Annotated in this window: 10 protein-coding genes and 1 pseudogene; 6 read left to right on the top strand and 5 right to left on the bottom strand. The window is 35.6% G+C overall.

Features of this window, described 5'->3' with window-relative positions; genetic code table 11:
- Positions 1 to 65: 65 nt before the first annotated feature.
- A complete protein-coding gene (locus H5J24_RS22170) occupies positions 66 to 1,394 on the top strand; it encodes a M48 family metalloprotease (RefSeq protein WP_228407580.1) in 1,329 nt (442 codons plus the stop codon).
- Positions 1,395 to 1,564: 170 nt separating this feature from the next.
- Here the strand turns inward: H5J24_RS22170 and H5J24_RS22165 are convergent, their stop codons facing one another.
- Positions 1,565 to 3,094: a hypothetical protein gene (locus H5J24_RS22165; protein ID WP_068940685.1), complete on the bottom strand. Its 1,530-nt coding sequence runs from the start codon at positions 3,092 to 3,094 to the stop codon at positions 1,565 to 1,567.
- 82 nt (positions 3,095 to 3,176) lie between these two features.
- Positions 3,177 to 4,718 carry a glycine--tRNA ligase gene (locus H5J24_RS22160; RefSeq protein WP_068940683.1) on the bottom strand — a complete coding sequence of 514 codons (1,542 nt, stop codon included), beginning with the start codon at positions 4,716 to 4,718 and terminating at the stop codon, positions 3,177 to 3,179.
- A gap of 326 nt (positions 4,719 to 5,044) precedes the next feature.
- Here H5J24_RS22160 and H5J24_RS22155 point away from each other — a divergent pair, with 326 nt between their 5' ends.
- The gene (locus H5J24_RS22155; RefSeq protein ID WP_068940681.1) at positions 5,045 to 5,740 is read left to right on the top strand and encodes a pseudouridine synthase; all 696 of its coding nucleotides are present in this window, start codon (positions 5,045 to 5,047) and stop codon (positions 5,738 to 5,740) included.
- 306 nt (positions 5,741 to 6,046) lie between these two features.
- Positions 6,047 to 7,084, top strand: coding sequence for a quinone-dependent dihydroorotate dehydrogenase (locus tag H5J24_RS22150; RefSeq protein ID WP_068940678.1), 1,038 nt, complete (start codon positions 6,047 to 6,049; stop codon positions 7,082 to 7,084).
- Between the two features lie 205 nt (positions 7,085 to 7,289).
- On the opposite strand, the gene H5J24_RS22145 is transcribed toward H5J24_RS22150, so the two are convergent.
- Together H5J24_RS22145 and H5J24_RS22140 are read right to left on the bottom strand one after the other, a co-directional pair.
- The gene (locus H5J24_RS22145) at positions 7,290 to 8,183 is read right to left on the bottom strand and encodes a hypothetical protein (RefSeq protein WP_096788271.1); all 894 of its coding nucleotides are present in this window, start codon (positions 8,181 to 8,183) and stop codon (positions 7,290 to 7,292) included.
- Between the two features lie 16 nt (positions 8,184 to 8,199).
- Positions 8,200 to 9,445, bottom strand: a pseudogene (locus tag H5J24_RS22140) (DUF445 domain-containing protein).
- A 187-nt stretch (positions 9,446 to 9,632) separates the two neighbouring features.
- On the opposite strand from H5J24_RS22140, the gene msrB reads away from it, so the two are divergent.
- The 3 genes from msrB (at position 9,633) to H5J24_RS22125 (ending at position 11,487) form a co-directional block, all read left to right on the top strand.
- Positions 9,633 to 10,079, top strand: coding sequence for a peptide-methionine (R)-S-oxide reductase MsrB (gene msrB, locus H5J24_RS22135; protein ID WP_390881146.1), 447 nt, complete (start codon positions 9,633 to 9,635; stop codon positions 10,077 to 10,079).
- Positions 10,080 to 10,208: 129 nt separating this feature from the next.
- A complete protein-coding gene (locus tag H5J24_RS22130) occupies positions 10,209 to 10,964 on the top strand; it encodes a murein L,D-transpeptidase catalytic domain family protein (RefSeq protein WP_068940670.1) in 756 nt (251 codons plus the stop codon).
- 91 nt (positions 10,965 to 11,055) lie between these two features.
- Positions 11,056 to 11,487: a cupin domain-containing protein gene (locus tag H5J24_RS22125; protein WP_068940668.1), complete on the top strand. Its 432-nt coding sequence runs from the start codon at positions 11,056 to 11,058 to the stop codon at positions 11,485 to 11,487.
- Between the two features lie 73 nt (positions 11,488 to 11,560).
- Here H5J24_RS22125 and fabF read toward each other — a convergent pair whose 3' ends face one another.
- A complete protein-coding gene (gene fabF / locus H5J24_RS22120; protein ID WP_068940665.1) occupies positions 11,561 to 12,802 on the bottom strand; it encodes a beta-ketoacyl-ACP synthase II in 1,242 nt (413 codons plus the stop codon).
- Positions 12,803 to 12,822 lie beyond the last annotated feature (20 nt).

The raw sequence follows: 12,822 nt of genomic DNA, 5'->3' as shown, positions 1-12,822 counted from the left end.
TAATTTGGGAAAAAAAATAAAAATGAATCATCAAATACATTATTTTTGTTTAAGTGATGAAAAATATGACCAGAAAACTTATTGTATTGATGTACTTCCTGTTTTCAGTAGCGGGAATTTCCCAGACCTATAAAGCCATAGATACCGCGGACTACCTTCAGCGGAAAGATTTTTTGAAACATTTTACCACCAATAATGAAACTTTGATGAAAGGGCTGAGATCCCAGTATTCCGGAAGGACAGGCTCCGAAATGTCTAAAATTTATAAAGAATTCGGAACTGATTTTGAAAAGCAGGTAAAAAATAAAGACTTTGTTTTTAAATCTGAATTTGATGCTGTCATTAAATCTTTAGTAGAAAGGCTCAGAAAAAATAATCCCAGAATTCCCAAGGATCTTAAAATTCTTATTGCAAGAGATAATACACCCAATGCATACTGTCTTGCAGACGGAACTTTTGTGATCAATATGGGATTGTATAACTGGATGGATAATGAAGCTCAGATAGCAGGGGTAATTTCCCATGAATTAGGACATAAGATAGAAGAACATACGCTGAAATCTATCCTGAATAGTGTAGAACAGAATAAACTAGACAAATCTACAGTACAAAATATCAAAGAAACCACAGATCAGCGCAGTAAGGGACGTAACGAAAAGGCTTTTGATATTCTTAAAAACAGAATTTATAAAAAAGGAGTAGAGAAGAGAAAGTTTGAAATGCAGGCGGATTCTCTGGGATACGTTATTTTTAAAAACAGTGACTTTAAGAAAAGTGAGTTTGTCAGCGGATTACAAAAACTCCAGAAATTCGATACCATTTCACCCAGAGTACTTAAAATGGAAACCTATAAAAAACTTTTTGATCTTCCCAAGCAGGCTTTTAATGATAAATGGATGAAGAAAGAAGATTTTTCTCTGTACAATTATAACTTTTACAAAGAGAAACTGGACAAGGATTCTGTTGCCTCGCACCCAGAAATGGTAAAAAGGATAGAAAAGCTTAAAAAGACTTTTCCTGAACTTAATACTTCTGTAGAATCGGAAAAACCATCCGAGGCATATCTGGCTTTGAAAAAAACTGCAAGAATGGAGATCCTTCCCAACTATTTCCACTCTGAAGATTATGGATTGGGAATTTATGCAGCGATGCAATTCCTGCAGGACGGAGAAGAGGAAAAGTACTATAAAGAGTGGCTGGGAAAATGCTTCTCCAAAATTTACGAGGCCAGGAAAAACTATAACCTGAACCGATATCTGGATAGAGTAGAACCTAAGGATCAAAGTGAAAGTTATCAGCAATTCCTGAACTTTATGTGGAATCTAAGCCTGGATGAGGTCAAAAATATTTCAGATTATTATCAGGGTGCCGAACTTGCTATAACATCGAAATAGTATCATAAGTTAATATATGCTTGAACATTACAATACTTTAGATTTCCAAAACCAAAAGCTATCTCAAATGGGAGATAGTTTTTATTTTTAGCCAAATGCTCAAATAATTTTTACAACATAAGCATTTGGAATATATAAGTAAAAAATAATGTGGGAAGAACAATCTTTTATTAATAGTTCAACTTTTCCAGACGGATTTTATTGAATTTTTCTTTTTCATTATATTCACGTAGCAAGATATAACCTTCTTTTCCTACATACGGAATGACCGTGTAATTATCTTTTTCAGAAATAGGAATAATCTCTTGTTTGAATTTTCCGTCAATAATAGTATTGATAAAGAGGTTCCATCTTTTTTGTTTCGTAACTTCATCCTTTTGATAGTCACGATAGAAGAATACCACATCTTTACCTCCGTTAAGGTATTGTGAGAACAGGTAGTCACTATTTACCCATTTTGATTTTTCTTTTTCAAACACCTGAACATTTTTTACTTTGAAGTCTTTATCTGTGTAAATGTAAACAAGATCAGTTGTTTTAGGTGCTGTATACTGGCCTGCCGGCTTATATTTTTCAGATAAAATCCCAACGCTTCCGTCATTCATAAAATACATGTCTTTGGTTTGAAGCATATAACCATTTTCTACAAAACCATTTTTATCAACTTTGGGTAAAAATGCAGCAATATTAGGATCGAAATTAATGACTTTGGTATCTGTCGTAAAGTTTGATTTATCCACCATCATTCTTGCAAACCCTACAAAATCAGAATTATTGTAATTTCTTCCCAGCAGAACCACTTTGTCATCAAACGTTTTATCATTATCAAGTTGTCTGTAGTTAGAATAGAACGAGTCAATATTGTCAATAGCATCATCAGAAAGCCCTGTAATAGGTTTGTTGGATACTTCTTTTCCTGTTTTCATGTCTATGACCAGAAGGCTGAATGCTTTGTCTTTTTCATGTACTTTCTTCATCACACAATACATATAGTTTTCATCTCTTTCAAGAACTGATAATGTGGTGAAAATCTTTTTACTTCCGTCGGTATTATATTGATATCTCCAGACTTCCTTTTTGTTATGATCGAAACGGATCAGATTATTGCTGTTTTGATACTTTCCATAATCCTTAAATTCTATAGCAAAATAGCCTCCTTCTTTCAATTCTCCAACTGCTGAAACATAATTATAACCCTTTTCCTTTTTCTCATCACGGCTTTCTTTACGCTGTGCTTTCCAGCTTTTAGGCTCATTGATCTCCTTAAAAGTACCATCTTCCTGATAATCATAATATATTTTCCTGGTAATTGTATTGGTCTTTGGATCTATGACCATGGAAACAGGTGTGAATATTTCTCTGCTTTTTACCAGTGAATAATCCATCATAGAAGGTTTGAGAATGATTTGCCCTTTGAAGTCTACATATCCTCTATAGGAAGCTGCTGTAATGTCTCCTTCGAATTCTTTATTGGCGACAGGATTAAGATTTTTGTCCAAGATAACATATTCAAACTTCTTTGCCTTTTCTCCGGATTTTCCGTAAGAATATAGGGAAACATAGCCGTAAAGATTATCCTTATCATCAAATAAGGCATTCATTCCTACATGATCTCCTGCTGCTAAAGTTGTTAAATCCTGGGTTTGGGAAAATACCAATGCCTGGATAAAACCAAACATCAATAAAGTGATTTTTTTCATGGTCGAATTTTGGGCTAAAATAATAAATTATAGAATATGTTGGAGAAATAAAAAAAAGCCCTGATTTTCCAGGGCTTTTACATTATATTTTAGAAAGTAGATTTCTGAAGTTGGTCTTCTCATCAATGATTCTTCTCAACTCTGAAACCGGAACTCTTTCCTGTTGCATTGTATCTCTGTCTCTGATGGTTACCGTATGATCTGTTAATGAATCGTGGTCTACAGTGATACAATAAGGAGTACCAATCGCATCCTGTCTTCTGTAACGTTTTCCGATCGCATCTTTCTCTTCATAGAATAAGTTGAAATCATATTTCAGGTCGTTGAAGATCTTCTCAGCATACTCAGCTAAACCATCTTTCTTCATTAAAGGAAGAATTGCTGCTTTAATTGGTGCTAAAGCCGGAGGTAAAGATAAAACTGTTCTTTCTGAACCATCTTCTAAAACTTCATCTTTTAAGCAGTGAGAGAAAATAGATAAGAATAATCTGTCTAAACCTACAGAAGTTTCCACTACATATGGAACATAGTTTTCGTTTCTTTCAGGATCGAAGAACTGTAGTTTTCTTCCAGAGAATTTTTCGTGAGCCTTAAGGTCAAAATCCGTTCTGGAGTGAATTCCTTCCAGTTCTTTGAAACCAAACGGGAAATTGAATTCAATATCAGCTGCTGCATTGGCGTAGTGAGCTAATTTTTCGTGATCATGGAATCTGTAATTATCACTACCTAATCCTAGTGCCAAGTGCCAGTTCAGACGCTTTTGTTTCCAATTTTCGTAGAATTCCAGTTCTGTACCCGGAGCTACAAAGAACTGCATTTCCATTTGTTCGAACTCACGCATTCTGAAGATGAACTGTCTTGCAACAATCTCATTTCTGAACGCCTTACCAATCTGTGCAATACCGAAAGGAAGTTTATGACGTGAAGTTTTCTGAACATTTAAATAGTTCACGAAAATACCCTGAGCAGTCTCTGGTCTAAGATAAAGATCCATAGCGCTGTCTGCAGAAGCACCAAGTTTAGTTCCAAACATTAAGTTGAACTGTCTTACCTCTGTCCAGTTTTTAGAACCAGTATCAGGATCGGCAATTTCAAGCTCTTCAATTAATGCTTTTACATCAGCAAGATCCTCATTTTCTAAAGATTTTGCCAATCTTGAAAGAATAGCCTCTCTTTTCGCTCTGTATTCCAGAATTTTTGGATTTGTAGCAACAAATTGGTCCTTATCGAAAGCTTCTCCGAATCTTTTCGCAGCTTTTTCGATTTCTTTATTCTCTTTATCTTCAATTTTAGCACAGTAGTCTTCTACTAAAACATCTGCTCTGAAACGTTTCTTAGAATCCTTGTTATCAATCAATGGATCGTTGAAAGCGTCTACGTGGCCCGATGCTTTCCATGTTGTTGGGTGCATAAGGATTGCCGAATCAATACCCACAATATTTTCGTTAAGCTGTACCATAGCTTTCCACCAGTATTGTTTGATATTATTTTTAAGTTCAGCCCCGTTCTGTCCATAATCATAAACAGCGGATAAACCATCATAGATCTCACTTGAAGGGAAAATAAATCCATATTCTTTAGCGTGAGAAATTACTTTCTTGAAAACATCTTCTTGCTTTGCCATAATTTTTTTTACGTCTGATGTGCAAAAATAGCAATTTGGATCCAAAATCATGAGATTCAGTAAAAAAAGCTATTAATAATCCATTAAATAGTTTGATTTTCGTTTTCAGGAGCCGGGAACCTGCTTTCGCTAATCGCTTTTTCTTAGTTTCGGCGGCGGCAAAGCCGCCGCCGAAACTAAGAAAAGAGCTCAAACATACCGCTCAATCAGGGCTATTGACTTCTGTGCCTCTACAAACCTGTCAGGTTTAGAATAAGAATAACCTCATACATTTTTAAACCTTCTCAATGAAATAAGAATCAGTAGAAAATTTCTACTTTTGCACCATGTTAGAAATTCTTTATCGGGACGAGCATATTATTGCGATCAATAAACCCAGTGGATTATTAGTTCACAAATCCTTCTATGCTGGTGAAGCCGATACGTATGCTATTCAGGAACTGAAGAAACAAATTGGACAAAAAGTGTATCCTGTACATCGGTTAGACCGGAAAACTTCAGGGGTTTTGCTGTTTACTTTAGATAAAGATACGCTCAGAATTATGAGCGAACAGTTTGCATCACGCGAAGTAGAGAAGAAATATCTTGCCATTCTTAGGGGTTGGGCAAAAGAAGAAGAAACCATCGATTACGATTTAGTTAATGAAAATGAAGTCAAGCAAAATGCGGTCACATACTACCAGCGTTTGCAGACTTCGGAAATCGATTTACCTTTTTTAAAACATCAGACTTCGAGATATTGTTTGGTAGAAGCCATTCCTGAAACAGGAAGATTTCATCAGCTGAGAAAACATTTTAAACATATTCTGCATCCAATTTTGGGCTGTCGCAAGCATGGCTGCAATAAGCAGAATAAGTTGTGGCTTCAAACATTTGGTATTAATAAAATGACACTTCATGCTCATCAATTAATTTTTAATCATCCTATTTCTAACGAAAGAATTACAGTAAATGCCACTATAGATGAAGAGTTCAAAAGAGTAGGAGATATACTGAAATTTGATTTGAGCTCCTATTCTTAATCGTATATTTAGATTTTTAACGCTATGAACGCAAAGTCCTTTAAATAAATACCTTTTCGATCGCAGCAGCATTTCGTTCAGCAAATGGGAATGGATTCTTCGCTTAGTGAAACGCCTTTGCGAACAAAAAATGTTTTCAGTATTATTGCTCTTTTGCGACCATAGCGTTAAAAAAAATCACTGAGTTTGTAGAGTAGGTATATCTTATCCGCTTTATAGATGCTATATATCAAACATTTTGATAAAATATCATACGGTAATCATCCATTAATTTTAAAATGAGTAATTTTGTAAAACTTTTTTTCAATGTACAAATCGCTCATTCGTCCGATTCTTTTCAAATTTGATCCTGAAGAAGTACATCACTTTACTTTTTCAATGCTAAAGAATTTTGGATTTCTTACTAAATTATTTTTCCCAAAACCTATTGAAGACAAACGTCTGGAGAGAGAAGTTTTCGGATTGAAATTTAAAAATCCTGTAGGACTGGCTGCCGGTTTTGATAAAAATGCTGTCTTGTTCAACGAATTGGGAGACTTAGGGTTCGGATTTGTAGAAATTGGAACGGTAACTCCAAGAGCACAGGCAGGAAATCCTAAGAAAAGATTATTCCGACTTATTGAAGATGGTGGAATCATCAACAGAATGGGATTCAACAATGATGGTCTTCATGCTGCAATCGAAAAGCTGAAATCTAACAAAGGGAAAATCATCATCGGTGGAAACATCGGAAAAAATACAGATACACAACCTGAAAACTATACCCAGGATTACCTGGACTGTTTTGAAGGGCTACATCCTCATGTAGATTATTTTGTTCTGAATGTAAGCTGCCCGAATGTAGGAAGCCATGCCAAACTGGAAGATGTAGAATATCTTCGTGAGCTGATTACAGAAGTAAAGAAAATCAATCAGTCAAAATCTGTACAGAAACCTATATTACTGAAAATTGCTCCGGATCTTAATAACACTCAGTTAGATGAAATTGTTGATCTGATTGCAGAAACTAAAATAGATGGTGTGATTGTTTCCAATACCTCTGTCAACAGAGAAGGATTAAAGACATCTCCTGAAGTTCTGGAACAAATCGGAAACGGAGGATTAAGCGGAAAGCCAATTCGTGAGAGAAGTACAAAAATGATCAAATATCTTTCGGATAAAAGTAACAGGGCATTCCCAATCATTGGAGTAGGAGGAATTCACTCAGCGAAAGATGCTATTGAAAAACTAGATGCTGGAGCAAGCCTGGTTCAGTTATACACCGGATTTATTTATGAAGGCCCGGAACTGATTAATGAAATCAACAAAGAGATTTTAAAAAGAGCAGGCAGATTGCCAAGATAAATATAAAGAGGCCAGAGGGTCTCTTTTTTTGTTTTAGCCGCAAATGCACAAACTTTCATTAATGCTATCTGCTGTAAATTCACATAAAAACCTTTATTTTAAAAATTAAGCTAAACTATAATGTATTTATTTTTTGAATGTGCAAATAAGAAATTCGTGCATTCATGGCAAGCAAAAATAGCATGTGTATCAAATAGAATCCTTTTTATTTTGATTTTGTTACAGCAGCATTTTTAATATCAACATTTAAGGTATAAGCTTGAGAAGAATCCGATTTACCAACTTTATATATGATCGTTTTGCCATCCTTTGATTTTGTTTTGGTGGTGTCATAGATATTTTCCAGACAGCTTTCAGTAAGGAATTCTTCATATCTTTTATAATTCCAGTCTTTGGTAAAATAAAAAATTCTGTAGCCTTTTTCACCTTCGCTGGCCCCACATCTTCCACAGGCATTAAGGTTGGAGGCATGGTCGAAATACAATAAAATTCGGTTTCCTTTTTCCCCGGAAACATAAGAAATAAGTTCATTTCCACCATACAGGTTAATAATGTCAAAGGTGTTTATTTTTTTGTTATTGGGTAAAATGAGGTAATTATTGTAGCGATAGATCATATCATTACCAGTAAATAGTTTTGCAGGTTGGATTTTATCTTTATTCTCTAAGTGAAAACTTCCCAAAATTGGATTTTCCTTGATTTGATCCTGTCCGAATAAGATGGTTTCCTTTGGGCTAAAATTTTTCGCAATTTCCAGTACTTTTTCTACGTCTTGCGGTGAGTTGATTTTCTCTTTAAACTGTTTGGAAATTTGTTGATGCTTAGGCCCGAAATTATATACTGATAGTTTCCCATAATCATAAAGTCCTGTAAGAGGAATTTTCTTTTGATATTTATCGTAATAATACCAGCCGTCTACAAAATGTTGATATAAGTTGCAATCCGGAATGCCATCATAATGAAGCTGCAGAGTAATGGGAACTCCTGCAATTTCTCCCTTAAAAATCTGAGAAGAGTCTGTTATCGCTTTTAATTCAACCTTTTGGCTTTTACCAGGAAGGAAAAAGGAAAATAGGAGAAGAATAAGAAGTTTTTTCATGGTTGTGTTACCGTTTTTAAATAAAGAAGTGGGCAATGGTATAAATGATAAGCCCTACCAAACCTCCTACTAAAGTTCCATTAACACGGATGAACTGAAGATCTTTTCCTACTTCCAGCTCCATTTTTTCACTCAATTCCTTGCCTTGCCAGTTACCCACAGTGGTGCTGATGAGGTTTCCGAATTGATGCGTGTTTTTCAAAATATATTTATAAGCCGTTACCCGAACCCAATGATCGATTTTGTTCTGAAGGTTTTCATCGGTTTTCAAATTTTGTGAAAATTCATTCAGGTTTTTGGAAAGATAATTTTTCAAGGCAGAATGGTCTTCCTGAAGTTCTTTCATCAGGGTTTTCTTGATAGAAACCCAAATGTCATTGGAGTATTCATCCAGTTTATCATTTTTAAGAAGCCCGTTTTTGATGGTTTTAAATTCGTCATCCCATTTTGGGTCTTCCTTTAAATCAACCGAAAATTCATGAATTTTTTGAGTAATTAAGGCTCTCACTTCATGTTCCGGATTTTCTTCTATTTCCTTGAAAAAATCAGACAGTCCATCTGTAATTTTATCCGCAATTTTATTATCAACAAAAGATGGGATGAATGTATAACTTCCTTTTTTTACCCTGTCTTTTATCATCTCATCATTTTGAACAATGTATTCCTTGATCTGTTTGGCAAGATTGGTGATGATTCTCTGATGGTCATTCTTTTCCAGAATATAATGGATCCCGTTTCCTACCACTTTGTTGAGTTTGATATCATCCGTCATATCAGAAACCTTTCTACTGATAAACTGGCTCACTGTAGAATCATCAAGCTTATTGAGGATGTCAAGAATAATATCTGATACGTTTCGGATCAGAATATCCTGATTTTTTTTCCTTGGCCAGCCATTCTCCTACAAAACCGGAAATTTTTAGTTTTTGGATGTATGGGCGGATATTCTGAGGAGAAAGAAAATTACTGACTACGAAACTTCCCAGGTTATCGCCCAATTTTTGTTTACTGTTTTCAATCAGGTTGGTATGTGGAATTGGAAGTCCAAGGGGATGACGGAATAATGCGGTAACTGCAAACCAGTCTGCCAATGCACCTACCATGGCAGCTTCAGCAAAAGCGCGTACATAGCCGATCCAATGAGAGGAACTGGATTTCTGCATAATAGTCGTCACAATGAAAATAAGAGCCATCAGAACAAACAATCCTGTGGCAAATGCCTTATATTTTCTAAGCTGTTTTCTTTTTGCTTCGTCATTCATATTCTCAAATTTACTAAATTTGGTTATGAAACCATTGAATGTTAATAAAGCTTTTTAGTTCAAAACGTATAAAAGTTTTATTATACTTTAAATGTTAAAACTTATGATGAAGTTTTTAATTTCAGCTATTATATTAATTGTTCTGCAGGGATGTACGCAGAAACAGAAACCTATTAAAATTACTTCTATGGAAAATACAGAAGCAAAAAACAATCCATATTACTCAAGAACCGATACTACAAAGCTGAATATCTCCAATGATGAATGGAAGAAGATTCTGGCTCCCGATCTTTATGCAATCGGAAGAGAAGCGGCTACAGAAAGAGCTTTTACCGGAAAATATAATGATTTTGATGAGTTAGGAGACTATTATTGTGCTGTTTGTGGGAACCATTTATTCCGTTCCACTTCAAAATTTTCAAGCAGCTGCGGATGGCCAAGTTTCTTTGAGGCTGATAAAGAAGGAGTTTATTATAAAAGAGATACTACCTATGGAATGGAAAGAGTAGAAGTGCTTTGTAAGAGATGTGATTCTCATTTAGGACATGTGTTTGATGATGGTCCAAAGCCTACAGGGTTGAGATATTGCATGAATTCTATCAGTCTGGAATTCGTAGGAGATTCGCAAAAATAATGGGCTTTATTTCACATAATCAGGACGTTAAAGTTTCTTAAATTCAGTTAAACTTTTTAGACTTATAAGTGGCTGATAGCGATGTTTTTATAATTTTGCCCCACTAATTTGGTACTAATATATTATTGAATGAAAGGATTTTATGGCGTAATAGGCCTTTTTTACATGGTGACGACTTCATTCTACATTTCTCCAAGAGCAATGGTAAAGAATGAAAACGTCAACATAACAAAGACAGAAAGAGTAACTGACACGAAATCTGAGAATACTACTACGGCAGTATCTTCTTCAGAAGCACTATACCAATCCATCGAATTTGATCCTGAACATGAATTGAACTATGAAGTGTTTTCTAAAGCATTAACAGGATTTGAAAACCTAAAGAAAGCAGGATTACTTACTGACGAGTCGCATCTATTAACTGTTTGCGATTTTTCTATGTCTTCCAATACCAAAAGACTTTGGGTAATTGATTTGAATGATAAAAAAGTATTGTTCAACTCACTGGTAGCTCATGGTAAAAATACAGGCGAAGAATTTGCCACGAATTTTTCTAATACGGAAAGTTCGCGACAGAGCAGCATGGGATTTTATATCACAGATGCAACCTATCAGGGAGATAACGGATACTCGTTGAGATTATTAGGAATGGATAAAGGATTCAATGATGCGGCGTATAAAAGAGCGATCGTAATGCACGGAGCAGATTATGTAAGTGACGCATTTGCAGCAGTGCATAAAAGAATCGGAAGAAGCTGGGGCTGCCCTGCAATCCCTAGAGAACTGTCACAATCCATGATTAATACGATAAAAGGTAGAAATTTATTATTTATCTATTATCCTGATCAGAATTATCTTTCCTCTTCGGAGTGGTTAAAAGCATAAGAAAAAGCAGTCAAATTTGACTGCTTTTTTAATTTTTGAATACATTTATCATCAGAAACCATACTCCTTAACAGTAATTATTATTTGATTTATGAATACAGAATATAAGAATAACCGAGATATGAATGTATCACCAGAAGTATCACCAGAATTTGTTCCAGCTATTAGATTAATAAGTAAGCTTGATAGATCATGTACTTTTGAAGCGGGAACAATACCAACTTTAGCTCATATTCATGCTAATGTATTCTGGATCAGCAATCGAACGGAGGAATGGGAAAAAGATACACATGTTGCTCCAAGAAAACAATATGTTGTTACAATTAAAGGAGTCGTCCGATTCAAAGTTACTGACGGTTCAACATTTATAATTGAACCAGGGATTATTCTTTTAGCAGAAGATGTTGAAGGTGATGGCCATAGTTGGGATATAATAGAGGGTAAAGAATGGATACGACTGTATATTCCAATGGCTGAAAATGCAGATGACTTTTTTACTCCCAGTAACACTAGGAGACTTTAGCATATTCTGTCTGCTGTATCACTAAAAATCCCTATGTAAAAACACAGGGATTAAAATTATCTTTATTTCAGAACTAGCTGAACTTTTTGAATACTAAAGTGGCATTGTGTCCTCCGAAACCAAATGCATTACTCAATGCAAAATTGATTTCTTTTTCTTTAGCCTCTCCGAATACAATATTAATATCTTTCGGAATGCTCTCATCAATGCTGTGAAGGTTGATTGTTGGTGGAATAATACCGTTTTGAATAGCCTTAATAGAAAGGATCGCTTCAACGGCTCCGGCAGCACCTAGTAAGTGGCCAGTCATTGACTTTGTGGCACTGATATCAAGGTTTTTACTCCCTTTGAATGCATTATTGATAGCTTTTAGCTCAATCAGATCTCCCAGTGGAGTAGAAGTAGCATGTGGGTTAATATAATCAATATCCTCTATATTGGCACCAGCTTCTTTTACGGCTAAATGCATTGCTTTGATGGCTCCCACACCTTCCGGATGAGGTGCAGTCATATGATAAGCATCTGCCGTCATAGCTGCGCCGGCTAATTCAGCATAGATTGTTGCTCCTCTTGCTATTGCATGTTCGTATTCTTCAAGAACTAGGGCTCCTGCACCTTCACCCATTACAAAACCATCTCTGTCTGCATCATAAGGACGGCTGGCAGTTGCAAAATTATCGTTTCTGGTAGACATAGCCTTCATAATAGAGAAACCTCCTATTGAAGCCGGAGTAATAGCTGCTTCAGAACCACCGCTGATGATTACTTTTGCTTTTCCGAGACGGATGTAGTTGAAAGCATCCATCAATGCTGTATTTCCTGTTGCACAGGCAGAAACTGTTGTATAATTGATCCCTTGAAGGCCATATTTCATGGAGATCATTCCTGAAGCCATATTGGCAATAAACTTAGGAACAAAGAAAGGATTAAAACGAGGAGTACCATCACCATGAGCAAAATCCATTACTTCCTTTTCAAAAGTCCACATTCCGCCCTGTCCTGTTCCCCAGATTACTCCGGTATCAAAAGGATCCATATTTTCAAGGTCTAGACCAGAATCCTGTATTGCTTCTGCTGAAGCGTACATAGCATATTGTGTAAAAAGATCACTTCTTTTGATTTCGTTGTGGGTAAGGTGCAGCTTTGGATCAAAGCCTTTTACCTCACAAGCAAAGTGTACCTTAAATTTTTCTGAATCGAAATGAGTGATTAACCCAGCTCCGCTGGCTCCGTTAATACTGTTGTGCCAAAAATCTTCGACATTATTTCCCAAGGGTGTCACTGCGCCCAATCCTGTAATGACAACTCTTTTCATATTAGTTGATTATTTAAAAC

The organism is Chryseobacterium capnotolerans (assembly GCF_021278965.1).
In the GTDB taxonomy this organism is placed as follows: Bacteria; Bacteroidota; Bacteroidia; order Flavobacteriales; family Weeksellaceae; genus Chryseobacterium; species Chryseobacterium capnotolerans.
Note: the sequence above shows the minus strand (reverse complement) of the source record. Positions and strands in the feature narration are given on the sequence as shown.